This window comes from Nonomuraea longispora (genome assembly GCF_004348345.1).
In the GTDB taxonomy this organism is placed as follows: domain Bacteria; phylum Actinomycetota; class Actinomycetes; order Streptosporangiales; family Streptosporangiaceae; genus Nonomuraea; species Nonomuraea longispora.
In genome coordinates this window covers 1-25,442 of record NZ_SMJZ01000133.1, presented here as the reverse complement: position 1 = coordinate 25,442, position 25,442 = coordinate 1, and the positions used below count along the sequence as shown (strand labels likewise).

Annotated in this window: 40 protein-coding genes; 1 reads left to right on the top strand and 39 read right to left on the bottom strand. The window is 66.6% G+C overall.

Going from position 1 to position 25,442, the window contains the following annotated elements; all coding sequences use genetic code 11:
* A partial coding sequence (locus tag E1267_RS44695) for a hypothetical protein (RefSeq protein WP_165959859.1) occupies window positions 1-776 on the top strand: 776 nt, incomplete at its 5' end.
* Here E1267_RS44695 and truA read toward each other — a convergent pair.
* The 39 genes from truA to rpsL all read right to left on the bottom strand — a co-directional run bounded on the left by truA (window position 741) and on the right by rpsL (window position 24,928).
* Window positions 741-1,625 (bottom strand): tRNA pseudouridine(38-40) synthase TruA, encoded by an 885-nt coding sequence (gene truA, locus E1267_RS29215; RefSeq protein WP_132337057.1) that lies wholly within the window; start codon window positions 1,623-1,625, stop codon window positions 741-743. The genes E1267_RS44695 and truA overlap by 36 nt on opposite strands.
* A 74-nt stretch (window positions 1,626-1,699) precedes the next feature.
* The gene (gene rplQ, locus E1267_RS29210; protein ID WP_132337055.1) at window positions 1,700-2,218 is read right to left on the bottom strand and encodes a 50S ribosomal protein L17; all 519 of its coding nucleotides are present in this window, start codon (window positions 2,216-2,218) and stop codon (window positions 1,700-1,702) included.
* Between the two features lie 183 nt (window positions 2,219-2,401).
* Window positions 2,402-3,418, bottom strand: coding sequence for a DNA-directed RNA polymerase subunit alpha (locus E1267_RS29205; protein ID WP_132337053.1), 1,017 nt, complete (start codon window positions 3,416-3,418; stop codon window positions 2,402-2,404).
* A 133-nt stretch (window positions 3,419-3,551) separates the two neighbouring features.
* Window positions 3,552-4,178, bottom strand: a complete 627-nt coding sequence (rpsD, locus tag E1267_RS29200) for a 30S ribosomal protein S4 (RefSeq protein WP_132337051.1) — start codon at window positions 4,176-4,178, stop codon at window positions 3,552-3,554.
* 20 nt (window positions 4,179-4,198) lie between these two features.
* Window positions 4,199-4,603: a 30S ribosomal protein S11 gene (gene rpsK, locus E1267_RS29195; protein ID WP_132337049.1), complete on the bottom strand. Its 405-nt coding sequence runs from the start codon at window positions 4,601-4,603 to the stop codon at window positions 4,199-4,201.
* A 45-nt stretch (window positions 4,604-4,648) separates the two neighbouring features.
* A complete protein-coding gene (gene rpsM, locus E1267_RS29190; protein WP_132337047.1) occupies window positions 4,649-5,029 on the bottom strand; it encodes a 30S ribosomal protein S13 in 381 nt (126 codons plus the stop codon).
* A 220-nt stretch (window positions 5,030-5,249) separates the two neighbouring features.
* Complete coding sequence (rpmJ, locus tag E1267_RS29185) at window positions 5,250-5,363, bottom strand: 50S ribosomal protein L36 (protein WP_003956441.1); 114 nt, start codon at window positions 5,361-5,363, stop codon at window positions 5,250-5,252.
* A gap of 24 nt (window positions 5,364-5,387) precedes the next feature.
* A complete protein-coding gene (gene infA, locus E1267_RS29180; RefSeq protein WP_030451477.1) occupies window positions 5,388-5,609 on the bottom strand; it encodes a translation initiation factor IF-1 in 222 nt (73 codons plus the stop codon).
* A 294-nt stretch (window positions 5,610-5,903) separates the two neighbouring features.
* A complete protein-coding gene (locus E1267_RS29175) occupies window positions 5,904-6,089 on the bottom strand; it encodes a DUF4236 domain-containing protein (protein WP_132337045.1) in 186 nt (61 codons plus the stop codon).
* Between the two features lie 71 nt (window positions 6,090-6,160).
* Window positions 6,161-6,562, bottom strand: coding sequence for a VOC family protein (locus E1267_RS29170; RefSeq protein WP_132337043.1), 402 nt, complete (start codon window positions 6,560-6,562; stop codon window positions 6,161-6,163).
* A gap of 87 nt (window positions 6,563-6,649) precedes the next feature.
* Window positions 6,650-7,078: a DUF1707 SHOCT-like domain-containing protein gene (locus E1267_RS29165; RefSeq protein WP_132337041.1), complete on the bottom strand. Its 429-nt coding sequence runs from the start codon at window positions 7,076-7,078 to the stop codon at window positions 6,650-6,652.
* 14 nt (window positions 7,079-7,092) lie between these two features.
* The gene (gene map / locus E1267_RS29160; RefSeq protein ID WP_132337039.1) at window positions 7,093-7,902 is read right to left on the bottom strand and encodes a type I methionyl aminopeptidase; all 810 of its coding nucleotides are present in this window, start codon (window positions 7,900-7,902) and stop codon (window positions 7,093-7,095) included.
* A gap of 112 nt (window positions 7,903-8,014) precedes the next feature.
* The gene (locus E1267_RS29155; protein ID WP_132337037.1) at window positions 8,015-8,665 is read right to left on the bottom strand and encodes an adenylate kinase; all 651 of its coding nucleotides are present in this window, start codon (window positions 8,663-8,665) and stop codon (window positions 8,015-8,017) included.
* The gene (gene secY / locus E1267_RS29150; RefSeq protein ID WP_132337035.1) at window positions 8,665-9,969 is read right to left on the bottom strand and encodes a preprotein translocase subunit SecY; all 1,305 of its coding nucleotides are present in this window, start codon (window positions 9,967-9,969) and stop codon (window positions 8,665-8,667) included. Before secY ends, E1267_RS29155 begins: the two co-directional genes overlap by 1 nt.
* Window positions 9,970-10,138: 169 nt before the next feature.
* Complete coding sequence (gene rplO, locus E1267_RS29145; protein WP_132337033.1) at window positions 10,139-10,594, bottom strand: 50S ribosomal protein L15; 456 nt, start codon at window positions 10,592-10,594, stop codon at window positions 10,139-10,141.
* A gap of 2 nt (window positions 10,595-10,596) precedes the next feature.
* A complete protein-coding gene (gene rpmD / locus E1267_RS29140; protein WP_080043226.1) occupies window positions 10,597-10,779 on the bottom strand; it encodes a 50S ribosomal protein L30 in 183 nt (60 codons plus the stop codon).
* 2 nt (window positions 10,780-10,781) lie between these two features.
* Window positions 10,782-11,411 carry a 30S ribosomal protein S5 gene (gene rpsE, locus E1267_RS29135; RefSeq protein ID WP_132337031.1) on the bottom strand — a complete coding sequence of 210 codons (630 nt, stop codon included), beginning with the start codon at window positions 11,409-11,411 and terminating at the stop codon, window positions 10,782-10,784.
* Window positions 11,412-11,460: 49 nt separating this feature from the next.
* Entirely contained in the window at window positions 11,461-11,844 is a 384-nt protein-coding gene (rplR, locus tag E1267_RS29130; protein ID WP_132337029.1) for a 50S ribosomal protein L18, read from the bottom strand.
* A gap of 2 nt (window positions 11,845-11,846) precedes the next feature.
* Window positions 11,847-12,389 (bottom strand): 50S ribosomal protein L6, encoded by a 543-nt coding sequence (gene rplF / locus E1267_RS29125; protein WP_132337027.1) that lies wholly within the window; start codon window positions 12,387-12,389, stop codon window positions 11,847-11,849.
* A 16-nt stretch (window positions 12,390-12,405) separates the two neighbouring features.
* Entirely contained in the window at window positions 12,406-12,804 is a 399-nt protein-coding gene (rpsH, locus tag E1267_RS29120) for a 30S ribosomal protein S8 (protein WP_132337025.1), read from the bottom strand.
* A gap of 207 nt (window positions 12,805-13,011) precedes the next feature.
* Window positions 13,012-13,197 carry a type Z 30S ribosomal protein S14 gene (locus E1267_RS29115; protein WP_132337023.1) on the bottom strand — a complete coding sequence of 62 codons (186 nt, stop codon included), beginning with the start codon at window positions 13,195-13,197 and terminating at the stop codon, window positions 13,012-13,014.
* A 2-nt stretch (window positions 13,198-13,199) separates the two neighbouring features.
* Window positions 13,200-13,775 (bottom strand): 50S ribosomal protein L5, encoded by a 576-nt coding sequence (gene rplE, locus E1267_RS29110; protein ID WP_132337021.1) that lies wholly within the window; start codon window positions 13,773-13,775, stop codon window positions 13,200-13,202.
* Window positions 13,775-14,080 (bottom strand): 50S ribosomal protein L24, encoded by a 306-nt coding sequence (gene rplX / locus E1267_RS29105; protein WP_201761458.1) that lies wholly within the window; start codon window positions 14,078-14,080, stop codon window positions 13,775-13,777. The genes rplE and rplX overlap by 1 nt, the downstream gene beginning before the upstream one ends.
* A gap of 9 nt (window positions 14,081-14,089) precedes the next feature.
* Window positions 14,090-14,461: a 50S ribosomal protein L14 gene (rplN, locus tag E1267_RS29100; RefSeq protein WP_132337017.1), complete on the bottom strand. Its 372-nt coding sequence runs from the start codon at window positions 14,459-14,461 to the stop codon at window positions 14,090-14,092.
* Window positions 14,462-14,782: 321 nt separating this feature from the next.
* Window positions 14,783-15,091 carry a 30S ribosomal protein S17 gene (rpsQ, locus tag E1267_RS29095; protein WP_132337015.1) on the bottom strand — a complete coding sequence of 103 codons (309 nt, stop codon included), beginning with the start codon at window positions 15,089-15,091 and terminating at the stop codon, window positions 14,783-14,785.
* Window positions 15,084-15,320: a 50S ribosomal protein L29 gene (rpmC, locus tag E1267_RS29090; protein ID WP_132337013.1), complete on the bottom strand. Its 237-nt coding sequence runs from the start codon at window positions 15,318-15,320 to the stop codon at window positions 15,084-15,086. The genes rpsQ and rpmC overlap by 8 nt, the downstream gene beginning before the upstream one ends.
* Window positions 15,320-15,739 carry a 50S ribosomal protein L16 gene (gene rplP, locus E1267_RS29085; RefSeq protein WP_132337011.1) on the bottom strand — a complete coding sequence of 140 codons (420 nt, stop codon included), beginning with the start codon at window positions 15,737-15,739 and terminating at the stop codon, window positions 15,320-15,322. Before rplP ends, rpmC begins: the two co-directional genes overlap by 1 nt.
* Before the next feature lie 2 nt (window positions 15,740-15,741).
* A complete protein-coding gene (gene rpsC / locus E1267_RS29080) occupies window positions 15,742-16,599 on the bottom strand; it encodes a 30S ribosomal protein S3 (protein ID WP_132337009.1) in 858 nt (285 codons plus the stop codon).
* The gene (gene rplV / locus E1267_RS29075; RefSeq protein ID WP_132337007.1) at window positions 16,599-16,952 is read right to left on the bottom strand and encodes a 50S ribosomal protein L22; all 354 of its coding nucleotides are present in this window, start codon (window positions 16,950-16,952) and stop codon (window positions 16,599-16,601) included. Before rplV ends, rpsC begins: the two co-directional genes overlap by 1 nt.
* A gap of 24 nt (window positions 16,953-16,976) precedes the next feature.
* The gene (rpsS, locus tag E1267_RS29070) at window positions 16,977-17,255 is read right to left on the bottom strand and encodes a 30S ribosomal protein S19 (protein ID WP_132337005.1); all 279 of its coding nucleotides are present in this window, start codon (window positions 17,253-17,255) and stop codon (window positions 16,977-16,979) included.
* Between the two features lie 11 nt (window positions 17,256-17,266).
* Window positions 17,267-18,103 (bottom strand): 50S ribosomal protein L2, encoded by an 837-nt coding sequence (gene rplB / locus E1267_RS29065; protein ID WP_132337003.1) that lies wholly within the window; start codon window positions 18,101-18,103, stop codon window positions 17,267-17,269.
* A gap of 107 nt (window positions 18,104-18,210) precedes the next feature.
* Complete coding sequence (rplW, locus tag E1267_RS29060) at window positions 18,211-18,513, bottom strand: 50S ribosomal protein L23 (RefSeq protein WP_132337002.1); 303 nt, start codon at window positions 18,511-18,513, stop codon at window positions 18,211-18,213.
* Window positions 18,513-19,157, bottom strand: coding sequence for a 50S ribosomal protein L4 (gene rplD, locus E1267_RS29055; RefSeq protein ID WP_132337000.1), 645 nt, complete (start codon window positions 19,155-19,157; stop codon window positions 18,513-18,515). Before rplD ends, rplW begins: the two co-directional genes overlap by 1 nt.
* Window positions 19,154-19,807, bottom strand: a complete 654-nt coding sequence (rplC, locus tag E1267_RS29050) for a 50S ribosomal protein L3 (RefSeq protein WP_132336998.1) — start codon at window positions 19,805-19,807, stop codon at window positions 19,154-19,156. The genes rplD and rplC overlap by 4 nt, the downstream gene beginning before the upstream one ends.
* Window positions 19,808-19,821: 14 nt before the next feature.
* Window positions 19,822-20,130 (bottom strand): 30S ribosomal protein S10, encoded by a 309-nt coding sequence (gene rpsJ, locus E1267_RS29045; protein ID WP_012887830.1) that lies wholly within the window; start codon window positions 20,128-20,130, stop codon window positions 19,822-19,824.
* 254 nt (window positions 20,131-20,384) lie between these two features.
* Window positions 20,385-21,578: an elongation factor Tu gene (tuf, locus tag E1267_RS29040; RefSeq protein ID WP_132336996.1), complete on the bottom strand. Its 1,194-nt coding sequence runs from the start codon at window positions 21,576-21,578 to the stop codon at window positions 20,385-20,387.
* A gap of 219 nt (window positions 21,579-21,797) precedes the next feature.
* A complete protein-coding gene (fusA, locus tag E1267_RS29035) occupies window positions 21,798-23,846 on the bottom strand; it encodes an elongation factor G (RefSeq protein WP_246064330.1) in 2,049 nt (682 codons plus the stop codon).
* A 237-nt stretch (window positions 23,847-24,083) separates the two neighbouring features.
* The gene (gene rpsG, locus E1267_RS29030) at window positions 24,084-24,554 is read right to left on the bottom strand and encodes a 30S ribosomal protein S7 (RefSeq protein ID WP_020542314.1); all 471 of its coding nucleotides are present in this window, start codon (window positions 24,552-24,554) and stop codon (window positions 24,084-24,086) included.
* A complete protein-coding gene (gene rpsL / locus E1267_RS29025) occupies window positions 24,554-24,928 on the bottom strand; it encodes a 30S ribosomal protein S12 (RefSeq protein WP_043623420.1) in 375 nt (124 codons plus the stop codon). Before rpsL ends, rpsG begins: the two co-directional genes overlap by 1 nt.
* Window positions 24,929-25,442 lie beyond the last annotated feature (514 nt).

Genomic DNA, 25,442 nt, shown 5'->3' with positions numbered 1-25,442 from the left:
CCTCTGGAGCGTTCAAACAACCCCCGTTCCAGGCTCCGCCACCGCCCCCCGCGTCGCCGGGCAGGAGCAAGCGCGCCCTGCTCGTCACGCTCGGCGCGCTGGCCCTGGCGGGCGTGGCCACCGGCGGGTTCTTCGCCTGGCAGGCCGTGAGCGACCCGGCGCCGACGACCGCCGCCGCCCGGCCGAGCGAGTCCGCCCGGCCGAGCTCGGAGGCGGCCGCCTCGCCGCCGTCCGCGGAGGGCACGTCCGTGCTCAACTCCGAGCGCACCGACCCGCAGAAGTTGTCGTTGTCGGAGGCGTTCCCCGGCAAGAGCGTGAGCGCGGCCGGTGCGACGTTCACCCGGGTCAAGGCCGACATCCAGACGGCCTGCGACAAGGCGGCCATGGGAGCCTTCGCCGAGGCCCTTCGGGAGCAGAAGTGCAGCCGCGTGCTGAGGGCCACGTACGTCGACAGGAAGAAGCGTTACGCCGTGACCACGGGCATCGCCGTGCTGCCTGACAAGGCCGCGGCCGAGGCGGTCGACCAGGAGAAGAACCTGTCGCGCAACGTCTGGTTCCGCCCGCTGTCCGGCGGCGAGGGTTCGGGCGGCGAGCGGGTGCACATCGCGGGCGGCTACGCGGCCGGCCTGGTGTGGGGGCGCTACATCGTCTTCAGTTACGCCACCCACGCCGACGGCCACACCCCGTCGTCCAAGGAGAGTACGCTGCCCAAGGTGAGCGGGGCCTTCCGCGACGAGACGTCACTCGTTCTCGAGCGCCGCGTCACCGGCGGCTGACCCCGCCGGCGTACGCACCCGCCGGGTGGCCTCGGCCCGCGCGGCGAGGTCCGCGTCCGGCGGATAGCCCACCTCCTCCAGGCACAGGCCGTGGGCGGGGGCCACGTGCACGCCCGAGTCGCGTACGGCCCTGGTGAGCACCTCGCCCGGCCATTCCACCGGCCGCCGGCCATCACCGGCGGCCAGCAGGGAGCCGACCAGGGCCCGCACCATGGAGTGGCAGAACGCGTCGGCGACGACGGTGGCCACGAGGGTGCCGTCCGGCTCGCGTACCCAGTCGAGGCGCTGCAGTTCCCTGATCGTGGTGGCGCCTTCGCGCTTCTTGCAGAACGCGGCGAAGTCGTGGTCGCCGATCAGACGCGCGGCGGCCGCGTTGAGCGCGCCGTCGTCGAGCGGCCGGTTGTGCCAGACGACCTCGCGCCGGCGCAGCGGGTCGACGCCGCCGACCGCGTCGCTCACGCGGTACGCGTACCTCCGGAAGAGGGCCGAGAACCGGGCGTCGAAGCCCTCAGGAGCCACGGAGACCCGATGAACCCGTACGTCAGGGGGCAGAACCCCGCCCAGCCGTCTGACGAGCGCAGCGAGCCGCTCATCGACGCTCAGCGGCCCGCGATTGCCGTCCAGTCCGGCCGTGGCCTCCTCCGGCACGTCGACGTGGGACACCTGGCCGCGCGCATGCACCCCGGCGTCGGTACGGCCGGCCACGGTCAGCTGGGCGGGCCCGCCGAGGCGCAGGATCCGGCCGAGCGCCTGCTCGACCTCGCCCTGCACCGTACGCCGTCCCGGCTGCCGTGCCCAGCCGGAGAAGTCGGTCCCGTCGTAGGCGAGGTCGAGGCGGAGCCGTACCACGATGATCCTCCTTCGTACGAAAAGGGCCCGAACCCCCGCGAGGGGTCCGGGCCCGATTCAGCCGGCCTGAACGATCAGGCCTCGTCCTTCTTCGCCTCGGCCTCGGCGGCCGGGGTCTCCTCCGTGGCGGCCTCGGGAGCCTCGGCCTTGGCCTCCTCAGCCGGGGTCTCCTCGGCCTTCGGCTCCTCCGCGGCGGGCGCGGGGGCCTCCGTGCGGCGGGTGGTGACGCCGCTCATCGGCTCGGTCACCAGCTCGATGACCGCCATCGGCGCGTTGTCGCCCTTGCGGGCGCCGATCTTGGTGATGCGCGTGTAGCCACCGGGCCGCTCGGCGAACGTCGTCGCGATCTCGGTGAAGAGGTGATGCACGACGCCTTTGTCCCTGATGACGGTCAGGACCTGGCGACGGTTGTGGATGTCGCCCTTCTTCGCCTTGGTGATCAGGCGCTCCGCCACCGGACGCAGGCGCTTGGCCTTGGTCACCGTGGTGCGGATCCTGCCGTGGCGGAACAGGTCGGTGGCGAGGTTCGCCAGGATCAGCCGCTCGTGCGCCGGGCTGCCGCCAAGACGTGCACCCTTGGTGGGCTTGGGCATTTCATCTCTCCTTGTGGATTAACCCGCCCCGGCCGTGTCAGGTACCGGAGTCGGGCCGGTGCCGCGCTCGCGCGACGCCGTTACGTTCACCCGCCCGTCCCGCGCCTCGCGAGGACGGCGGCCGGTCCGCGAACCGGCCGCCGTCCTCGTGGAGAGGCGCGGTGACGAAAGCGCGGGACGTTGTCAGTACTGCTCGGTCTCGACGTACGCGCTGTCGTCGTCGTCGTAACCGCCGCCGGCCACCGCGCTCGGGTCGAACCCGGGCGGCGAGTCCTTGAGCGCCAGCGACATCTCGTGCAGCTTCTGCTTGACCTCTTCGATCGACTTGGCGCCGAAGTTCCTTATATCGAGAAGGTCCTGCTCGCTGCGCGCGACGAGTTCGCCCACGGTGTGGATGCCCTCGCGCTTGAGGCAGTTGTAGGAGCGCACAGTGAGGTTGAGCTCCTCGATCGGCAGCGCCAGGTCGGCGGCCAGGGCGGCGTCGGTCGGCGACGGGCCGATGTCGATGCCCTCGGCCTCGACGTTGAGCTCGCGGGCCAGGCCGAAGAGTTCGACGAGCGTCTTGCCCGCGGAGGCCACCGCGTCGCGGGGCTTCATGGCGGGCTTGGTCTCGACGTCGAGGATGAGGCGGTCGAAGTCGGTACGCTGCTCGACTCGAGTGGCCTCGACCTTGTAGGTGACCTTGAGCACCGGGGAATAGATCGAGTCGATCGGGATGCGACCGATCTCCTGGCCCGGCTGCTTGTTCTGGGCGGCCGAGACGTAGCCGCGACCGCGCTCGACGGTCAGCTCCATCTCGAGCTTCGCCTTGCCGTTGAGCGTGGCGATGCGCAGCTCGGGGTTGTGCACCTCGACACCGGCCGGCGGCGCGATGTCGGCGGCGGTGACCTCGCCCGGGCCCTGCTTGCGCAGGTACATCACGACCGGCTCGTCGTGCTCGGAGGAGACGACCAGTTCCTTGAGGTTGAGGATGATGTCGGTGACGTCTTCCTTGACCCCGGGAACGGTCGAGAACTCGTGCAGCACACCCTCGATGCGAATGCTCGTCACGGCCGCGCCCGGAATGGACGACAGCAGCGTGCGGCGCACGGAGTTGCCGATGGTGTAGCCGAAGCCCGGCTCCAGCGGCTCGATGACGAATCGGGACCGGGTGTCGTCGATCGACTCTTCGAGAAGAGTCGGGCGCTGAGCGATCAGCATGAGTGGGATCTCCCCTTTTTCGTGTGGCGCCCGCTATATGACGCCACTCCGATGAACAGCCTAGCCCGGGTACGCGCCGGCGCGAGGACGTCGCGACGGCACGAACGCGTACCCGAGCCGGGCAGGCGAGTGACTACTTCGAGTAGTACTCGACGATGAGCTGCTCCTGGACCTGGGTGTCGATCTGCTGGCGGACCGGCAGCTGGTGGACCAGGACGCGGAGCTTGTCGGGCACGACGCCGAGCCACGCGGGAACCGTGCGCTCACCGGCGGTGGCGCGGGCCACCTCGTAGGGCAGCAGGTTGCGCTTGGTCTCGCGGACCTCGATGATGTCGTGCTCGCGAACGCGGTAGGACGGGATGTCGACCTTCTTGCCGTTCACCATGATGTGGCCGTGGCGCACCTGCTGGCGGGCGGCGTCACGCGACTGGGCGAAGCCCGCGCGGTAGACGACGTTGTCGAGGCGGCTCTCCAGGATCTGGAGCAGCACCTCACCCGACTTACCGCTCTTACGGGCGGCTTCCTCGTAGTAGTTGTGGAACTGCTTCTCGAGGACGCCGTAGATGCGGCGGGTCTTCTGCTTCTCGCGAAGCTGAAGCTGGTACTCGGTGTCCTTCGGACGGCCTCGGCCGTGCTCACCCGGCGGGTACGGACGGATCTCGATGGGGCACTTGGCGGACTCGCACTTGCTGCCCTTGAGGAAGAGCTTGGTCTTCTCGCGACGGCAGAGCTTGCAGTCCGCGCCCGTGTAACGAGCCATTTTCTCTATCTCCTGGAAACTCAGACGCGGCGGCGCTTCGGCGGACGGCAGCCGTTGTGCGGGACCGGGGTGACGTCCTGGATCGAGCCCACTTCGAGGCCGGTGGCCTGCAGCGAGCGGATCGCGGTCTCGCGGCCGGAGCCGGGACCCTTGACGAAGACGTCGACCTTGCGCATGCCGTGCTCCATGGCGCGGCGAGCGGCGTTTTCCGCGGCCATCTGCGCGGCGAACGGGGTGGACTTACGGGAGCCCTTGAAACCCACGTGGCCGGCGCTGGCCCAGGAGATCACGTTGCCCAGCGGGTCGGTGATCGAGACGATCGTGTTGTTGAACGTGCTCTTGATGTGGGCGTGCCCGTGAGCGACGTTCTTCTTTTCCTTGCGGCGCACCTTCTTCGGCGCGCCCTGGCGGCTCTTAGGAGGCATTGTTTGCCATAACTCCTGAGGTCTTCGGTCCCGCGGCTGCGAGGACTACTTCTTACCGGGCTTCTTCTTGCCGGCGACGGTCTTCTTCTTGCCCTTGCGGGTGCGCGCGTTGGTCTGCGTGCGCTGACCGTGGACCGGCAGGCCCTTGCGGTGCCGGATGCCCTGGTAGCAACCGATTTCGATCTTGCGACGGATGTCGGCCTGAACCTCGCGGCGCAGGTCACCCTCGATCTTGTAGTTCGCCTCGATGTAGTCACGCATCGGGACGATCTCGGCGTCGGAGAGCTGGTGGACGCGGAGGTCGCCGCTGACCCCGGTGGCCTGGAGGATCTCCTGGGCGCGGGTGCGGCCGATTCCGAAAATGTAGGTGAGAGCGATCTCCAGCCGCTTGTCGCGGGGGAGATCGACGCCAACCAGGCGAGCCATGGCGGGCATTCTCCTTCTTCTGTGGCGGAGGTCTTGCGCCTCACTGCCCCTCCCCAATGCCCGGGGTGAGGGCCCCGGCCTCCGACCGGGGGTCTCCCGAGTGGTTCGAACCTTTCGACAAGGCCCGCCTGCCCGGGTGTGACACGCGATTACTGTTTCAGGCTTCTCATGCGTCGAGCCCGCTCCCTGACGGGGCGGACTCGGAGAAGCCTTGCGGCGACTAGCCCTGGCGCTGCTTGTGGCGCAGGTTGTCGCAGATCACCATGACGCGACCGTGCCGGCGGATCACCTTGCACTTGTCGCAGATCTTTTTGACGCTCGGCTTTACCTTCATTGTCCTTTGTGTTCCTCAGACGTCTTACTTGTATCGGTAGACGATCCGCCCACGAGTCAGGTCGTAGGGGCTCAGTTCAACAACAACCCGGTCGTCCGGCAGAATCCGGATGTAGTGCATCCGCATCCGCCCGCTGATGTGGGCCAGGACCTTATGGCCGTTGTCGAGCTGCACCCGGAACATGGCGTTCGGGAGCGACTCGACCACAGTGCCCTCGATCTCGATGGCGCCGTCTTTCTTGGCCAAAATTCCTCGCGTTTCACTGATCGATCGTCTGAGGCTCCGGTTCACTAAGCAGCCGCGACCTCACGCTTCGAAGAGAGCGGCGATCGGCAAAGACCGCCGACGCGTGTGGGTCATAGTGAGCCGACTAAGGAGTGTACGACACCTTGGCTCAGAACGCGAAATGCGTGCCAGGTGTCCTGACACAACCATCCGCCAGTCTACCCCAGGTTTGTCGTGCGCGAGCCCGGCCACGCCGGTGACCGGCGTACGGGCCGGCGGCTCGGCGCCTCCGGCCCTTACCTATATTCACACCGATCAGCGGGTGCTGCGGGTCTTGCGCCAGTGGAAACCGCCAGGCAGGTTGACCGAGACCGTACGACGTCCGTCGGCCCCGCGGGTCACCCGGAACAGCCGGTTGCCCCAGCTGTGGCCCATGCCGCGGCGGGACAGGTTGAGCCGGAACGGCCCGAACTTCATCGACTTGCGGTAGCTCCATCCCATGTCGCTCACCTCCTGGATTCGGGAGGCCTTCCCTCTACCCAGTCAAAGATCTGGTAACGACTTGGAGGCGTTCAGAGAAAGAGACAGAAGGGATGTCCGTCGGGATCCAGCATCACGCGTACGTTCTCCTGCGGCTGGTACGCCGCCTCGACCGCCCCGCAGGACACCGCGTGCTCGACGGCGACGGGCAAGTCGTCGACCTTGATGTCGAGGTGCTGGGAGGCGTTCTGCGCCCCGGGCTCGCTCGGCCACACCGGGCGGACGTACTCGCGCTCGTACTCGAAGCCGACGGAGGGGCCGTTCTCGCCCGCCGGAGGCCGCAACAGCAGCCAGCCCGCCTGCTCGGGCTCGTCGGGCCCCGGGCCCTCCTCGACGGCCACCTGCCAGCCAAGGAGCCGGGCGTAGAAGCGGGCGAGTTCGCGGGGTTGTGACGTGCCGACGGTCACGGAGGTCAGCTGAAGACGGGGCGGCATGTGGGGCATCCCTTGCGATGGACGTAAGCAGCCGGATCGTCCTTCCCGCCCGCCGGGCACGCCACACCTGACCGTGCCGCCGCGGCCCTAGTCGGACTTGGGCCTGGACGAACCGAAGATGGTGCTCATCAGCAGGATCACGCCCCACGGGCCCATGACCCACAGCGGCCACGGATAGACCGGGTCGCCCGAGGTGATGCCCACGATCAGCCAGATGACCCAGTTGATGCCGCTGGCCATGGCCCAGGCTCCCCAGGCCGCCTGCAGGCCGGGATGCACGCGGCCCTTCTTGACGGGCTGCGGCTGCACCTTGGCGGGGCGGTGGCGCAGGTCGACGTCGGGCAGGTCGGAGGTCAGCTTGGCCAGCTCGCCGTACGTCTTGCTCTTGTAGAGGTTCTCGAGGCGCTCGTTGAACTCCTCCATCGTGATGCGGCCCTGGGCCGTGTGCTCACGAAGGATGGCGGCCACCCGGTCGCGGTCGGCGTCGGACGCTCGCATCTCGGGGCTGTTGGCCATCCCACCACTCCCGGTCAGAATCCCAGCTGGGTCAGGCGCTCTTTGCCCCCATCCAGGGCGGTAAGCACCCAAGGACCATTATGTGTCACGGCGACGCTGTGTTCGAAGTGTGCGGACTGCTTGCCGTCGACGGTCACCACGGTCCAGTCGTCGGCCAGCACCCGGGTGCGGTCGGTGCCCAGGTTGACCATGGGCTCGATGGCCAGGCACATGCCCTCTTCGAGCGCCGGGCCCCTGCCGGGTTTGCCGTGGTTGGCGATCCACGGATCCATGTGCATCTCGGTGCCGATGCCGTGGCCGCCGTACTCCTGCGGGATGCCGTAGCGGCCCTGCGACCTGACGTACCGTTCGACCTCGTAGCCGATGTCCGACAGGTGGCGGCCGATGGTCAGCGCGCCGATGCCGCGCCACATGGACTCCTCCGTGATGCGCATCAGCTCCGTCAGCTTGGGGTCGACCTCGCCGATCGGCACCGTGACGGCCGAGTCGCCGTGCCAGCCCTCGAGGATCGCGCCGCAGTCGATCGAGATGATGTCGCCCTCGCGCAGCTTGCGGGCGTTCGTCGGGATGCCGTGGACCACTTCCTCGTTGACCGACGCGCAGATCGTGGCCGGGAAACCCTGGTACCCCTTGAACGACGGGATCGCACCCTCGTCCCTGATCGCCTTCTCGGCGATCATGTCGAGGTCCAGCGGCGTCATGCCGGGCTCGACGGAGCGTTTGAGCAGGTCGAGTGTACGCCCCACCACCAGGCCCGCCGCCCGCATCTTCTCGAGCTGCTCTGCCGTCTTGATCTGGATTCCGTGCCGGTTGCGCTTGAACATGTCCTGCCCCCCTGGGTCTCAACGGGCCACCTGGGAGCCCAATTCCCCCACAATAGCCGCGAGGTGGCACGGAATTCCGTGCCACCTCGCCCAAATCGGTTCGTACTGGGAATCAGCCCATATACGGCCTGATAGCGTCCATGGCTCGTTGCGTGACCTCTTCGACCGGGCCCGTGGCGTCCACGCCGACCAGAATGTGCTCGTCCGCGTAGTAGGACACGAGAGGCGCGGTCTGCTCCTGATAGACCTCAAGACGGTGCCTGACGGTCTCCTCTTTGTCATCGTCACGCTGGAACAACGCGCCCCCGCACGCGTCGCACTTGTCATCTTTCTTGTCATCGAACTCGACGTGCCAGATGCGGCCGCACTGGCTGCAGGTGCGCCGGCCGGCCAGCCGCCTGACCACCTCGTCGTCGTCGACGACGAGTTCGAGCACCACGTCGAGCGCCTGGCTCCAGTCTTTGAGCATGTCGCGCAAAATCTCGGCCTGCGCGACGTTCCTCGGGAACCCGTCGAGCAGGAAGCCGTCCTGCGCGTCGTCCTCGGACAGGCGGTCACGCACCATGGCGATGGTGACCTCGTCGGGCACCAGGTCCCCGCGGTCCATGTACGTCTTGGCCAGCTTGCCAAGCTCCGTGCCCCCCGAGACGTTGGCACGGAAAATGTCACCTGTCGAGATTTTCGGGATGGACAGGTTCGATGCGATGTACTGGGCCTGTGTCCCCTTACCCGCTCCGGGGGGCCCGACCAGAACGAGACGCACTACCTCAGGAAACCTTCGTAGTTGCGCTGCTGCAGCTGGCTCTCGATCTGCTTCACCGTGTCAAGGCCGACACCTACCATGATCAGAATGCTCGTCCCTCCGAACGGGAAGTTCTGGCTCGCACCGGCCACCGCCAGCGCGACGATCGGGACCATGGAGATGAGACCCAGATAGAGCGCGCCAGGCGCGGTCAGACGGGTGAGCACGAAGTTCAGGTATTCAGCCGTCGGACGGCCGGGGCGGATGCCCGGAATGAAACCACCGTACTTCTTCATGTTGTCGGCGACTTCAGTGGGGTTGAACGTGATGGACACGTAGAAGTACGTGAAGAAAACGATCAACAGGAAGAACGTGGCCATGTAGATCGGCGTGTCGCCCGTCGCGAGGTTCTGCGAGACCCACTGGATGACCACGTTGTCGCTGGTCTGGAACAGCGACGTGATCAGCTGCGGCAGATAGAGCAGCGAGGACGCGAAGATGACCGGGATGATGCCGGCCTGGTTGACCTTGAGCGGGATGTAGGTGGACGTGCCGCCGTACATCCTGCGGCCGACCATCCGCTTGGCGTACTGGACGGGAATGCGCCGCTGTCCCTGCTCGACGAAGACCACTGCGGCGATCATGAAGACGCCGACCACCATGACGATGGCGAAGGTGAACTTGTTGGCCTGGAAGATGTTGGCGAGCTCGGACGGGAAGACCGCGACGATCTGGGTGAAGATCAGGATCGACATGCCGTTGCCGACGCCACGGTCGGTGATGAGCTCGCCGAGCCACATGATCACCGAGGTGCCGGCCGTCATGATGACGACCATCGTGACGATGCCGAAGATGTTGTCGGGGTCGAGCAGGACGTCCTGCTGGCAGTTGGGGAACAGTTGGCCGGTGCGCGCCAGCGCGATGAAGGCGGTCGACTGGAGGACGGCGAGACCGATGGTCAGATAACGCGTGTACTGCGTGATCTTGGTCTGGCCGGCCTGGCCTTCCTTCTTCAGCGCCTCGAGGCGTGGGATCACCACGACGAGCAGCTGCAGGATGATGCTCGCGGTGATGTAAGGCATGATGCCCAGCGCGAACACCGACAACTTCAGGAGCGCGCCGCCGCTGAACAGCTGCACCATCCCGTAGATGTTGCCGGTTTCTCCACTGCGCGCCTGGTCGAAGCAGGCGGCAAGGTTCTCGACGTGGACTCCCGGTGTCGGAAGAACCGAGCCGAGACGGAACAGCGCGATGATGCCCAGGGTGAAGAGCAACTTCTTGCGCAGGTCCGGTGTCCGGAACGCCCGGGTAAACGCGGTCAGCACGGTCCCTCCTGCGCGCCTTTACGGCGGTGTGAGTATGCGATGGTGCGGGGATCTGCCATCTGAAAGTCTCAGGTCAAACGAGCCGGACAGAATCCTGCCGTCTGGCGAACTCTAACGCACTACGGGCGTGGGGGCCCATTGTCAAAGCCCCCACGCCACGTAATAGCTCTTACAGCTCGGTAACGGAACCACCGGCTGCGGCGATCTTCTCCTTCGCGGACGACGAGAAGGCGTGGGCCTGCACGTTGACCGCGACCGAGATCTCACCGGTGCCGAGCACCTTCACGAGCTGGTTCTTGCGAACGGCGCCCTTGGCGACCAGCGCCTCGACGGTGACCTCGCCACCCTCGGGGAACAGCTCACCGAGCCTGTCCAGGTTGACGACCTGGTAGGTCGTCTTGAACAGGGCGTTGGAGAAGCCCTTGAGCTTCGGCAGACGCCTCTGCAGCGGCACCTGGCCACCCTCGAAGCCGAGGGGGATCGTCGTGCGGGCGTGGCTGCCCTTGGTGCCGCGACCGGCCGTCTTGCCCTTGGACGCCTCGCCGCGACCCTTGCGGGTCTTGGCCTTGTTGGCACCAGGGGCGGGACGCAGGTCGTGAATCTTGAGCGGAGCCTTGTCAGTCATGACTAGTCGACCTCTTCCACCTCGACGAGGTGCGTCACCACGGAGACCATCCCGCGAATCTCGGGGCGGTCCTCCTTGACGACGACGTCGCCGATTCGCTTCAGGCCAAGCGAACGCAGCGAGTCACGCTGGTTCTGCTTGCCACCGATCTTCGAGCGAACCTGAGTGATCTTCAGGCGTGCCACGACTAGCTCACCGCCTTAGCGGCCGCGGCCTCGGCAATACCCTCACGCTGTGCCTTGAGCATGCGGGCCGGGGCCACGTCCTCGATCGGCAGGCCACGGCGGGCGGCGATCTCCTCGGGGCGCGAGAGGCCCTTCAGAGCCGCCACGGTGGCGTGCACGATGTTGATCGGGTTGTCCGAGCCGAGCGACTTGGACAGCACGTCGTGGATGCCGGCGCACTCCAGGACCGCGCGCACCGGGCCACCGGCGATGACGCCGGTACCGGCAGAGGCCGGACGGAGGAAGACGACGCCCGCCGCCTCCTCGCCCTGCACGGTGTGCGGGATGGTGCCCTGGATGCGAGGCACCTTGAAGAAGTGCTTCTTCGCCTCTTCGACACCCTTGGCGATGGCCGCGGGCACTTCCTTGGCCTTGCCGTAGCCGACGCCGACCATGCCGTTGCCGTCGCCGACGACGACGAGGGCGGTGAAGCTGAAGCGACGACCACCCTTCACGACCTTGGCCACTCGGTTGATCTTCACTACGCGCTCGATGTACGAGACGCCCTTGTCAGCGGCGCCACCGCGGCGATCGTCACGACGGTCCCGCCGATCGCCACCGGTGCCGCCACCGCGACGCGGAGCTGCAGCCATCAGTGGTTCCTCATCTCAGTTGCCATTAGTTGCGTTGCCCGGGCCCTCATCAGAACTCGAGCCCGCTCTCGCGCGCGCTGTCAGCCAGCGCCGCGATCCGACCCGCATACCGGTTGCCACCGCGGTCGAAGACGACCTTGGTGATCCCGGCGTCCTTGGCCCGCTGAGCGAGGAGCTCGCCGACCTTCTTGGCCTTCTCGGTCTTGTCCGCCTCCAGCGAGCGCAGCGAGGCGTCCATGGTGGACGCGCTCACCAGCGTGTGGCCGACGGTGTCGTCCACGATCTGGACGAACATGTGACGGGTCGAGCGGTTGACGACCAGGCGGGGACGCTCGGTCGTGCCGACGACGATCTTGCGGACGCGGCGGTGACGGCGAGCCCGCGAGACCGTGCGGGCAGCCGTGTGCTTGCTGAACGCAGTCTTCGGAGCCATGCCTACTTACCAGCCTTTCCGACCTTGCGGCGGATCTGTTCGCCCTGGTAACGCACGCCCTTGCCCTTGTACGGGTCAGGCTTGCGCAGCTTGCGGATGTTGGCCGCGACCTCGCCCACCCTCTGCTTGTCGATGCCGTCCACGTGGAACAGGGTCGGCTTCTCGACGCGGAAGGAGACGCCCTCGGGGGCGTCCACGATGACCGGGTGGCTGAAGCCCAGCGAGAACTCCAGCTGCGTCGGGCCCTTGGCCTGGACGCGGTAACCGACACCGACGATCTCAAGGCTCTTGGAGTAGCCCTGCGTGACGCCCTGCACCATGTTGGCGATCAGCGTCCTCGACAGGCCGTGCAGCGCACGGACCTTGTTCTCGTCACTGGGCCGGGAGACGGCGATGCTGCCGTCCTCGTCACGAGCGACCGAGATGGGCTCGGCCACCGTGTGTGTGAGCGTGCCCTTCGGGCCCTTGATCTGGACATCCTGGCCGTTGATCGTGATGTCTACGCCACTCGGCACAGGGATGGGCAGCCGTCCGATTCGCGACATGCTGTGTTCCTCCCCTCTACCAGACGTAGGCGAGGACTTCCCCGCCCACACCACGCTTGCCGGCCTGCTTGTCGGTCATGAGGCCGGCGGACGTCGAGATGATCGCGACGCCCAGCCCGCCCAGGACTCGAGGCAGGTTGTCCTTCTTCGCATAAACCCGCAGACCGGGCTTGGAAACCCGGCGCAGGCCCGCGAGCGACCGCTCACGGGTAGGCCCGAACTTGAGCTCCACCACGAGGTTCTTGCCAACCTTGGCGTCCTCGACGCTCCAAGCCTGGATGTAACCCTCCTGCTGGAGGATCTCCGCGATGTGCGCCTTGATCTTCGAGTACGGCATCGCCACACTCTCGTGGTACGCCGAATTCGCGTTGCGCAGACGTGTCAGCATGTCTGCGATCGGGTCGGTCATCGTCATGGCCAGTGGCCTTCCTCGCCGCGGTTTCCAGTCGGCCAAGCAGCACCCGTGACCGGGGCTCTCTGCCGGTGGACCTTCGGCGTGGTCATGGACGCCCCCGCGGGGGGACATCCTGGTCTTCTTCGGAAATATGAGTAGCGGGCGGTCACCCGCGGGCGGCACGAAGGCCGCCCACAGGTTATCCGACGAGAAAACCCCTCGCCGGGACTACCAGCTCGACTTGGTGATGCCGGGCAGCTCGCCCCGGTGCGCCATCTCGCGGAAGCACACGCGGCACAGCCCGAACTTGCGGTAGACGGCGCGCGGCCGACCACAGCGCGAGCAACGAGTGTACGCCCGGACCTGGAACTTCGGCTTGCGCCCTGCTTTGGCGATCAGCGACTTCTTCGCCATGATCAGGCCTCCTTGAAGGGGAACCCGAGGAGCTTCAGCAGCGCCCGGCCCTGGTCGTCGTTCTTCGCGGTCGTCACGACCGTGATGTCCATGCCCCGCGGCCGGTCGACCTTGTCCTGGTCGACCTCGTGGAACATGACCTGCTCGGTCAGACCGAACGTGTAGTTGCCGTTGCCGTCGAACTGCTTCGGCGACAGGCCGCGGAAGTCCCTGATACGCGGGAGCGCCAGGGACAGCAGCCGGTCGAGGAACTCCCACATGCGGTCGCCGCGCAGCGTGACGTGCGCGCCGATCGGCATGCCCTCACGCAGCTTGAACTGCGCGATCGACTTGCGGGCCCGGACGACGGCCGGCTTCTGGCCGGTGATCACGGTGAGGTCGCGGACGGCGCCCTCGATGAGCTTGGAGTCGCGAGCCGCCTCGCCGACGCCCATGTTGACCTTGATCTTGGTCAGGCCCGGGATCTGCATGACGTTCTCGATGCCGAACTGCTCGCGAAGCTGGGCCGCGATCTCCTCGCGGTACTTCGTCTTGAGCCGCGGCGTCGGGCGCTCTGTCTCGGTGGTCGTGGCAGTCATCAGCTGTCCTCACCCGTCTCGTCGGCCTTGGCCTCGGACTTCTCCTCGGCGGGCTTCTTGTCGGCGGGCTTGTCGTCCTTGAGCTTCTTCACGTTGCTCACGTGGATGGGAGCCTCCATGGTCTGCACACCGCCGGTCTTGGCGCCGCGCGGGCCCTGGTGGGTCTCCTTGGCGTGCTTCTTGATCATGTTGACGCCCTCGACCACCACGCGGTCCTCCCGCGGGTAGGTGGCGATGACATGACCCTTGGCGCCCTTGTCCTTACCGGCGATGACCCTGACCAGGTCACCCTTCTTCACATGCAGCTTCGGCATTTACAACACCTCCGGGGCGAGCGAGATGATGCGCATGAACTTCTTGTCGCGCAGCTCGCGGCCGACCGGGCCGAAGATACGGGTGCCGCGAGGGTCGCCACTGTCCCTGATGATGACGGCGGCGTTCTCGTCGAACCGGATGTAGGAGCCGTCGGGCCGGCGACGCTCCTTGGCCGTGCGGACGATGACGGCCCTGACCACGTCGCCCTTCTTGACGCCCGTGCTGCCGGGCAAGGCGTCCTTGACAGTGGCGACGATGATGTCGCCGATACCGGCGTAGCGTCGGCCTGAGCCACCGAGAACGCGGATGCAGAGGATCTCCTTGGCACCCGTGTTGTCGGCGACCTTGAGCCGCGACTCCTGCTGGATCACTTTCACTCCTGTTAGTCGCGCCGGTTCTCACACGGGAGCCCCGCCCCCGCGACCTACGGATGGCGCTTCGCACGCCTTTCATAGGAGCCGCGAGAGAAACTCCCGCGACTCCCAGGTCGTGCTTCGCACCCCCGTCAAGAGGCCGCGCAAGCGAGCTTCCGCGTGAGCCTGGCGGAACCTGCTGTTGTCTTGTTCCCCCGGCCACAGCCCTCCGGGGAGGGCCGCACCGCAGGCGACGCGAGGCCTGGCGGCCCCGCGTCCTTGGACGCCGCATGGGGGCTCTGAGAGCCCCACGAGGCGCGGTATATCCGAGAAGAAGTGTTACTTGGCCTTCTCGAGGATCTCCACGACCCTCCACCGCTTGGTGGCGGAGAGGGGGCGGGTCTCCATGAGCAGCACGCGGTCGCCCACGCCACAGGCGTTGGCCTCGTCGTGTGCCTTGTACTTGGTCGTACGGCGGATGACCTTGCCGTACAGGCGGTGCTTGACGCGGTCCTCGACGGCGACGACGACGGTCTTGTCCATCTTGTCGCTCACGACGAGGCCCTCACGGAGCTTGCGGAAGTTCCGCGCGTCCGTCGCCTCGGTCGTCGTCTCGGTGGTCGTCTCGGTGGTCTCGGTCTCAGCCATCGCTCGTCTCCTTCTCGACCGTGACGATGCCGAGCTCACGCTCGCGCATCACGGTGTAGATACGGGCGATCTCGCGGCGGACGGCCCGCAGCCGCCCGTGGCTCTCCAACTGACCGGTAGCCGACTGGAAACGAAGGTTGAACAGCTCTTCCTTCGCCTCCTTCAACTTCTGGACGAGGGTCTCCTCGTCCTCGAGCCGCAGCTCCCCGGCGGTCAGGCCCTTAGCCATCACGCCTCACCCACTTCACGCTTAACGATCTTGCACTTCATTGGGAGCTTGTGGATCGCACGCTGAAGCGCCTCGCGAGCGACCGGCTCCGCCACGCCCGACAGCTCGAACATCACGCGTCCTGGCTTGACGTTGGCCACCCACCACTCAGGCGAGCCCTTACCGGAACCCATACGGGTCTCGGCCGGCTTCTTCGTGAGCGGACGGTCGGGGTAGATGTTGATCCACACCTTGCCGCCACGGCGGATGTGACGGGTCATGGCGATACGGGCGGACTCGATCTGGCGGTTGGTCACGTAGGAGTGCTCAATCGCCTGGATGCCGAACTCGCCGAACACAACCCTGGTGCCGCCCTTGGCGGCTCCGCTACGGTCGGGCCGGTGCTGCTTGCGGTGCTTGACCCTGCGCGGGATCAGCATGGTCAGCTCCCTTCAGCACCCGGCTGCGCAGCCGGGCCGGTCTCGGGAGTCCCCTGGGCGGGTGCCGCCTGGGACTCGGTGCGGGGGGCGCGGTCACGGTCGCCGCGACCACCGCCACGACGCGGACGGTCACCGCCGCCACGACGCGGACGGTCACCGCCACCACGGCGGTCGTCACGGTCACGACGCTGGCCGGCACGAGCGCCGGCGGCGGCCGCCTCGCGCTCGGCGCGGCTCGTCGGAGCCTCGCCCTTGTAGATCCAGACCTTCACACCGATGCGGCCGAAGGTCGTACGGGCCTCGTAGAAGCCGTAGTCGATGTCGGCGCGCAGCGTGTGCAGCGGCACCCGGCCCTCGCGGTAGAACTCCGACCGCGACATCTCGGCGCCGCCCAGACGACCGGAGCACTGGACACGGATGCCCTTGGCGCCGGACTTCATGGCCGACTGCATCGCCTTGCGCATGGCGCGACGGAACGAGACACGGCTCGACAGCTGCTCGGCCACGCCCTGCGCGACGAGCTGGGCGTCGATCTCGGGGTTCTTCACCTCGAGGATGTTGAGCTGGACCTGCTTCTTGGTCAGCTTCTCCAGGTCGCCGCGGATGCGGTCGGCCTCGGCTCCGCGCCGGCCGATCACGATGCCGGGCCGCGCGGTGTGGATGTCCACCTGCACGCGGTCGGTGGTGCGCTCGATCTCCACCTTGGAGATGCCGGCCCGCTCCATGCCCTTCTGCAGCATGCGGCGGATCGCGACGTCCTCGGCGACGTACGACTTGTACAGCTTGTCGGCGTACCACCGGCTCTTGAAGTCGGTCGTGATGCCGAGGCGGAACCCGTGCGGGTTAACCTTCTGGCCCACTATCGGGTCCTTCCCTTCGGCTCGCGGGACTCCACGATCACGGTGATGTGGCTCGTCCGCTTGTTGATCCGATAGGCACGACCCTGGGCACGCGGACGGAACCGCTTCAGCGTCGGGCCCTCGTCGACCCACGCGCGGCTCACGACGAGCGTGCTGGGGTCGAGTTCGAAGTTGTGCTCAGCGTTGGCCATGGCGCTGCTGAGCACCTTGTAGATCGGCTCGCTCGCCGACTGGGGAGCGAACTGCAGCACGGCCTGCGCCTCCGAAGCGGGCAGCCCGCGAATAAGGTCCACCACGCGGCGGGCCTTGAGGGGCGTGACACGGACGAACCGCGCCTGAGCCCTGGCTTCCATCGCTTTCTCCTACTTCCGGGACGCTTACCGCCGGCTGCGGCGGTCTTCCTTGACGTGGCTGCGGAACGTACGCGTGGGGGCGAACTCTCCGAGCTTGTGGCCGATCATCGACTCGGTGATGAACACCGGGACGTGCTTGCGGCCGTCGTGCACGGCGATCGTGTGCCCGAGCATGTCAGGAACGATCATGGAGCGCCGCGACCACGTCTTGATGACGTTCTTGCTGCCCTTCTCGTTCTGGACGTCCACCTTCTTCTGCAGGTGGTCGTCCACGAAGGGACCCTTCTTAAGGCTACGTGGCATTTCGGCTGCTCCTACCGCTTCTTCCTCTTGCTCCGACGCCGGATGATCAACCGGTCGCTGGACTTGTTGGCCTGGCGGGTGCGGCCTTCGGGCTTGCCCTTCGGGTTCACCGGGTGGCGACCACCGGAGGTCTTGCCCTCACCACCACCGTGCGGGTGGTCGACCGGGTTCATGGCGACACCGCGTACGGTCGGGCGCTTGCCCTTCCACCGCATGCGGCCGGCCTTGCCCCAGTTGATGTTGGCCTGCTCAGCGTTGCCCACCTGGCCCACAGAGGCCCGGCAGCGCACGTCGACCATGCGCATCTCACCGGACGGCATACGCAGCGTGGCGTACTGACCCTCCTTGGCGAGCAGCTGGATCTGCGCACCCGCGGAACGGCCCAGCTTGGCGCCACCGCCCGGACGGAGCTCCACCGCGTGGATGAAGGTACCGGTCGGGATGTTGCGCAGCGGCAGGCAGTTGCCCGGCTTGATGTCGGCAGAGGGGCCGTTCTCGATGCGGTCGCCCTGCTTGAGACCGGTCGGCGCGATGATGTAGCGCTTCTCGCCGTCGGCGTAGTGGAGCAGAGCGATATTGGCGGTGCGGTTGGGGTCGTACTCGATGTGAGCGACCTTGGCCGGGATGCCGTCCTTGTCATGCCTACGGAAGTCGATGATCCGGTAGGCGCGCTTGTGACCGCCGCCCTGGTGGCGAGCGGTGACTCGGCCGTGTACGTTGCGGCCGCCCTTGCTGTGAAGGGGCGCAAGCAACGACTTCTCGGGCGTGCTGCGGGTGATCTCGGAGAAGTCCGAGACACTCGACCCGCGGCGACCCGGAGTCGTCGGCTTGTACTTACGGATGCCCATCTTTTTCGTTCATCCTTCGTCGGTTACATGGGTGAGCCCGCCGCACCGAGGTGCGGCGGTCTCAGCCCCGCGCGTGGCACTGCGGCCCGCGCTCATTTCTATGGCTGCTAGCCGATCTGACCGAAGATGTCGATCCGATCGCCTTCGACCAGGCTCACGATCGCGCGCTTGGTGTCCGGACGCTTGCCGTAACCGGTGCGGGTGCGCTTGCGCTTGCCCTGCCGGTTGATGGTGTTCACGCTGGTGACCTTGACCCCGAAGATCTGCTCGACCGCGATCTTGACCTGGGTCTTGTTCGCGGTCTTCCTCACCAGGAACGTGTACTTGTTGTTCTCGTCGATCAGGCCGTAGCTCTTCTCAGAGACCACCGGCTTGATGATGATGTCGCGCGGGTCGGCGATCTTCTCCATCAGGCGTCTTCCTTCCCGCCACTCAGCCGCGCCACGACCTGGTCGTACGCCTCCTGGGTGAAGACCACGTCGTCGTGCACGAGCACGTCGTAGGTGTTGAGCTGCCCGGCGTCCAGCAGGTGGACCTCGGGAGCGTTGCGCAGGCTCAGCCAGGTCCGCTCGTCGGCCTCGTCGACCACGACGAGGACGCGAGGAGACTGAGTGATCTTGCGCAGTGCCTCCAGGGCGGCCTTGGTCTTGGGCGTCTCACCCGAGACCAGCGAGCTGACCACGTGCACGCGACCGCCGGCGGCCCGATCGGACAGGGCGCCACGCAGCGCGGCGGCCTTCATCTTCTTGGGCGTGCGCTGGGAGTAGTCGCGCGGCACCGGTCCGTGGACGATGCCACCGCCGGTGAACTGCGGTGCGCGGGTCGAACCCTGACGGGCCCGGCCGGTGCCCTTCTGGCGGTAGGGCTTCTTGCCGCCGCCGGAGACCTCACCACGGGTCTTGGCCTTGTGGGTGCCCTGCCGGCGAGCGGCGAGCTGGGCCACGACCACCTGGTGGATCAGCGGAACGTTGACCTTCGCGCCGAAGACGTCTTCGGGCAGGTCGACCGTGCCGGTCTTGGCACCGCTGGCGTCGAGGACGTCAATGCTTGTCACTTCGCAGCCCCCTTCTTGGCAGCGGTGCGGACGAGGACGAGGCTTCCGTTGGCGCCCGGGATCGCACCCTTGATCAGGATGAGACCCTTCTCGGCGTCCACGGAGTGAACCTTCAGGCTCTGCACGGTGGTGCGGACGTTACCCATCCGGCCAGCCATGCGCAGACCCTTGAAAACGCGGCCCGGGGTGGCGCAGCCACCGATGGAACCCGGCGAACGGTGCTTGCGCTGCGTACCGTGCGACGCGCCCAGACCACCGAAGCCGTGCCGCTTCATGACACCGGCGAAGCCCTTGCCCTTGCTCTTGCCCGTCACGTCGACGAACTGGCCGGCCTCGAAGGTGTCGGCCAGCAGCTCCTGGCCCAGGGTGTAGTCGTTCGCGTCGTCGGTGCGGATCTCCGCGAAGTAACGGCGCGGGGTGATGTCGTGCTTACGCAGGTAGTCGCCGAGCGGCTTGTTGACCTTCCGTGGGTCGACCTGCCCGAAACCGAGCTGGACGGCGGAGTAGCCGTCCTTCTCGGGAGTGCGGACGCGGGTCACCACGCACGGACCGGCCTCGACCACGGTCACCGGCACCATCCGGTTGTCCGCGTCGAAGACCTGGGTCATGCCGAGCTTCTTGCCCAGGACGCCCTTGATCGTCTTAGCCATGTCAGTGCGTTCCCTCAGAGCTTGATCGAAATGTCGACACCCGCGGGGAGGTCGAGTCGCATGAGCGAGTCGACCGTCTTGGGGGTCGGGTCGATGATGTCAATCAGCCGCTTGTGCGTGCGCATCTCGAAGTGCTCGCGGCTGTCCTTGTACTTGTGCGGCGAGCGGATGACGCAGTACACGTTCTTCTCGGTCGGCAGCGGCACCGGGCCCGCGACCTTCGCGCCAGTCCGCGTCACCGTCTCGACGATCTTCTTGGCCGAGCTGTCGATGACCTCGTGGTCATAGGCCTTAAGCCGGATGCGGATCTTCTGTCCCGCCATAATGGCCTCGGTGTCCTTCGCTGTCGTCTGGAAAAGTATCGTGCGGCCTTGTGCCGCTTCCTTCACTGCAGGTCAGGACCTGCGTGACCCCACGAGGCAGACGAGTGCATCTGCCTTTTTCTTCCGTGATCCGGCAGTGACTTCGGTCACTGGGCCGAAGCTACTGCTGGATCACGGCGCTTTTGCGCGGAGTCTGCGACGTGGCGCGGCGGTCGGTCCCGGGTCCGGGGCCGACCGCCGCCCCAGCGGTCAAGCTACTTGATGACCTTCGTGACCCGACCGGCGCCGACGGTGCGGCCACCCTCCCGGATCGCGAACTTGAGGCCTTCCTCCATGGCGATGGGCTGGATCAGCTCAACGCGCATCTCGGTGTTGTCGCCCGGCATGACCATCTCGGTGCCCTCGGGGAGGTGCACGACGCCGGTCACGTCAGTCGTACGGAAGTAGAACTGCGGGCGGTAGTTGTTGAAGAACGGCGTGTGGCGGCCGCCCTCGTCCTTGGACAGGATGTAGACCTGGCCGGTGAACTCGGTGTGCGGGGTGGTCGTGCCCGGCTTGATGATGCACTGGCCGCGCTCGACCTCGTCGCGCTTGATGCCGCGGAGCAGCAGCGCGGCGTTGTCGCCGGCGTAACCCTCGTCGAGCATCTTGTTGAACATCTCGATGCTGGTGACGGTGGTCGTGGTCTTCTCCGGCTTGATGCCGACGATGTCGACCTGCTCGTTGACCTTGACGACACCGCGCTCGATACGGCCGGTGACGACCGTGCCGCGACCGGTGATCGAGAAGACGTCCTCGACCGGCATGAGGAACGGCTTGTCCGTCTCACGCGGCGGCTCGGGGACGTTCTCGTCGACGGCGTTCATCAGCTCGACGATGCTGTCGGCCCACTTCTCGTCGCCCTCGAGAGCCTTGAGCGCGGAGACGCGGACCACGGGCAGGTCGTCGCCGGGGAACTCCTGAGCGGAGAGAAGCTCACGGACCTCGAGCTCGACCAGCTCCAGGATCTCCTCGTCGTCGACCATGTCGGCCTTGTTGAGCGCCACGACGATGTAGGGGACGCCGACCTGGCGGGCCAGGAGGACGTGCTCCTTCGTCTGCGGCATCGGGCCGTCGGTGGCGGCGACCACGAGGATGGCGCCGTCCATCTGGGCGGCACCGGTGATCATGTTCTTGACGTAGTCGGCGTGACCCGGGCAGTCGACGTGCGCGTAGTGACGCTTCTCCGTCTGGTACTCGACGTGCGCGATCGAGATCGTGATGCCGCGAGCCTTCTCCTCCGGCGCCTTGTCGATCTTGTCGAACGGCGTCGCGGCGTTCAGCTCGGGGAAACGGTCGTGGAGCACCTTGGTGATCGCCGCGGTCAGTGTGGTCTTACCGTGGTCGATATGCCCAATGGTGCCGATGTTCATGTGCGGCTTGTTCCGCTCGAACTTGGCCTTGCCCACTGGTTCTCTCCTTGAGAATCTGACTGACTTTCGTCTGCACACTTGGGCCCGGGAGCTCCCGAACCCCTTGGCGGCGGGGTGGCTCTCACCACCCTGCCAGGGACCTGGACGGAGGTCCTGGATCGGCCCCCGGAGGGACCGGCCCAGGAACTGTTCGCCCCGGGCCCCTTGGCGGCTGGGCGACGATCTCCGCCGCCTCGGCCGCCTCGGGACCTGGAGCTATTCGCCCCGGGCCTTCGCGACGATCTCCTTGGCGATGCCCGGAGGCACCTCCGCGTAGGAGTCGAACTGCATGCTGTAGCTCGCGCGCCCCTGCGTCTTGCTACGCAGGTCACCCACGTAGCCGAACATCTCAGACAGCGGCACGAGCGCCTGGACGACTCGGGCGCCGGCCCGCTCGTCCATCGCCTGGATCTGCCCGCGACGACCGTTGAGGTCGCCGATGACGTCACCCATGTAGTCCTCGGGCGTGGTGACCTCGACGGCCATCATCGGCTCGAGAAGCACGGCGTCCGCCTTGCGCGCGGCCTCCTTGAAGGCCATCGAACCGGCGATCTTGAAGGCCATCTCCGAGGAGTCGACGTCGTGGGCGGCTCCGTCGGTCAGCGTAACCTTCACGCCGACCATCGGGTAACCGGCCAGCACACCGAACTCGGCGGCCTCCTGGGCGCCCGCGTCGACCGAGGGGATGTATTCCCTCGGAACCCGGCCACCGGTGACCTTGTTCTCGAACTCGTAGCCGTCGTTGCCCTCGCCCAGCGGCTCCAGATTGATGATCACCCGCGCGAACTGACCGGAACCACCGGTCTGCTTCTTGTGGGTGTAGTCGATCTTCTCCACCTTGCGGCGGATCGTCTCGCGGTAGGCGACCTGCGGGCGGCCGACGTTGGCTTCGACCCTGAACTCGCGACGCATACGGTCGACGAGGATCTCCAGGTGAAGCTCGCCCATGCCCCAGATGACCGTCTGACCGGTCTCCTCGTCACGGCGGACCTGGAAGGACGGGTCCTCCTCGGCCAGCCGCTGGATGGCGGTCGACAGCTTCTCCTGGTCGCCCTTGGTCTTGGGCTCGATGGCGACGTTGATGACCGGAGCCGGGAACGTCATCGACTCGAGCACGACCTGGTTGGACGAGTCGGACAGAGTGTCGCCGGTCGTGGTGTCCTTCAGACCCATGACCGCCACGATCTGACCGGCGATCGCCGTCGGGCGCTCCTCGCGCTTGTTGGCGTGCATCTGGTAGATCTTGCCGATCCGCTCTTTCTTGCCCTTCACAGAGTTGACGACCTGTGAACCGGACTCGAGCGTGCCCGAGTAGATGCGGATGTAGGTGATCTTGCCCAGGTGCGGGTCGCTGGCAATCTTGAAGGCGAGAGCCGAGAACGGCTCGCTCGGGTCGGCGTGGCGCTCGACGATCTTGTCTTCGTTGCCGACCGCGTGGCCCTTGAAGGCCGGGATGTCGGTCGGCGCCGGCAGGTAGGCGACGATCGCGTCGAGCAGGGGCTGCACGCCCTTGTTCTTGAACGCGGTGCCGCACAGGACCGGGTTGATGGCACTGGCCAGCGTCGCGCGACGCAGAGCCTCGACCAGCTGCTCCTCGCTGGGCTCGGTGCCCTCGAGGTAGAGCTCCATCAGCTCGTCGTCGTTCTCGGCGACGGTCTCGATGAGCTTGTCACGCCACTCGCGAGCGGCCTCGACGTGGTCGGCGGGGATGTCGACGGTGTCGTACATCTCCCCCTTGGCGGCCTCGGCGCTCCAGATGTAGCCCTTCATCTTGATGAGGTCGATGACGCCCTTGAAGTCGGCCTCGACGCCCCAGGGGAGCTGGACGACGGCCGGGGTGGCGCCCAGACGACTGATCATCATTTCGACGCAGCGGTGGAACTCCGCGCCGACGCGGTCCATCTTGTTCACGAAACAGATGCGCGGGACGTTGTAGCGGTCCGCCTGTCGCCACACCGTCTCTGACTGCGGCTCGACACCCGCCACACCGTCGAACACGGCGACGGCGCCGTCGAGGACACGCAGCGAACGCTCCACCTCGATGGTGAAGTCGACGTGCCCGGGGGTGTCGATGATGTTGATGGTGTGACCGAGCCACTCACAGGTCGTCGCGGCAGACGTGATCGTGATGCCGCGCTCCTGTTCCTGCTCCATCCAGTCCATCGTGGCAGCGCCCTCATGGACTTCACCGAGCTTGTAGTTGATGCCGGTGTAGAACAGGATGCGCTCAGTCGTGGTGGTCTTGCCCGCGTCGATATGGGCCATGATCCCGATGTTGCGGACCTTGGCCAGGTCAAGAGCGGTCGTGGTGGCCACTTCTCTCGCGTCCTCTCCTGCGGGGGGCGGGCCCCCGCACGCCCCCTACAACTGCAAGGGCCTACGGTCGTTTCTCCGCGGGGAAGCGAGCTTCCCCGCCCCTCAGTTGCAAGGGCCTACGGTTGTCCTTCGGCGAGTCGCCACCGAGGTGACGGCTCCAGGCCGGCAACCAGCGCGCCGCGCTGCCTACCAGCGGTAGTGAGCGAAGGCCTTGTTGGACTCGGCCATCTTGTGCGTGTCCTCGCGCTTCTTGACGCTCGCCCCGAGGCCGTTGCTGGCGTCGAGGAGCTCGTTCATGAGGCGCTCGGTCATGGTCTTCTCGCGGCGGGCGCGGGAGTACTGCACCAGCCAGCGCAGGGCCAGGGTGGTGCTGCGCGCCGCGCGCACCTCGACCGGGACCTGATAGGTCGCGCCACCAACGCGACGGCTGCGAACCTCGAGGGTGGGCTTGACGTTGTCGAGCGCGCGCTTCAGGGTGACGACCGGGTCGTTGCCGGTCTTCTCCCTGCAGCCCTCGAGGGCGCCGTAGACGATGGACTGCGCGATGGAGCGCTTGCCGTCGAGGAGCACCTTGTTGATCAGGGCGGTCACCAGCGGCGAGCTGTAAACCGGGTCAGCCATGAGCTGACGACGGCCAGGAGAACCCTTACGAGGCATTAGCTCTTCTCCTTCTTCGCGCCGTAGCGGCTACGGGCCTGCTTGCGGTTGCGGACACCCTGGGTGTCCAGCGAACCGCGGATGATCTTGTAGCGAACACCAGGCAGGTCCTTCACACGACCGCCACGCACAAGCACGATGGAGTGCTCCTGCAGGTTGTGACCCACACCGGGGATGTAGGCCGTGACCTCGATGCCGTTCGTGAGCCGAACGCGGGCCACCTTGCGCAGTGCCGAGTTGGGCTTCTTCGGGGTAGTGGTGTAGACGCGCTGGCACACGCCGCGCCGCTGAGGGCTCCCCTTGAGGGCAGGAGTCTTGGTCTTGGCGACCTTGTCCTGCCGGCCCTTGCGGACCAACTGCTGAATAGTGGGCACTGCCACTCCGTTTCGTGCCTTGGCCGGTGTTACGTCAGTTGTGGTGCATGTGCAGGTTCTGCCGGTGTCATGACCTGCTGGTCTTTCTCTGCCCCGGTGCCCCCGCGCTCGGGCGTGTCGCGCTATTCGCACAGACACATCCGCGAGGATTACGAGCCAGGAAGCCGTCCCGCGCCCGCAATTGAGCGCACGGTCGAGAGCCCGCATAGAGACGGGCACGATGTCCAAGACTACCCAGACCCATGCGACACGTCAAAACGGCGCGACAAGGCGGACTGCCTTGCCACTCCGGATCGCCGGGGCCTATTTCATCCAGCCCATCTACAGCTCCTCGACCATGATATAGGCCCTCAGGCCCTTTCGTACCCCGGACGGCGTGTTCCTTCCGTCCGTCTGGCTCCTCTCACAGCTCAGGCCCCATCCCGTACGTCCTGTACAGGGCCGAGGACCTCCAGAGAGACGCCTCCGACCCCGCACCCTGGCACAGCACCGCAACGACGCCCTGTGGGCCGTC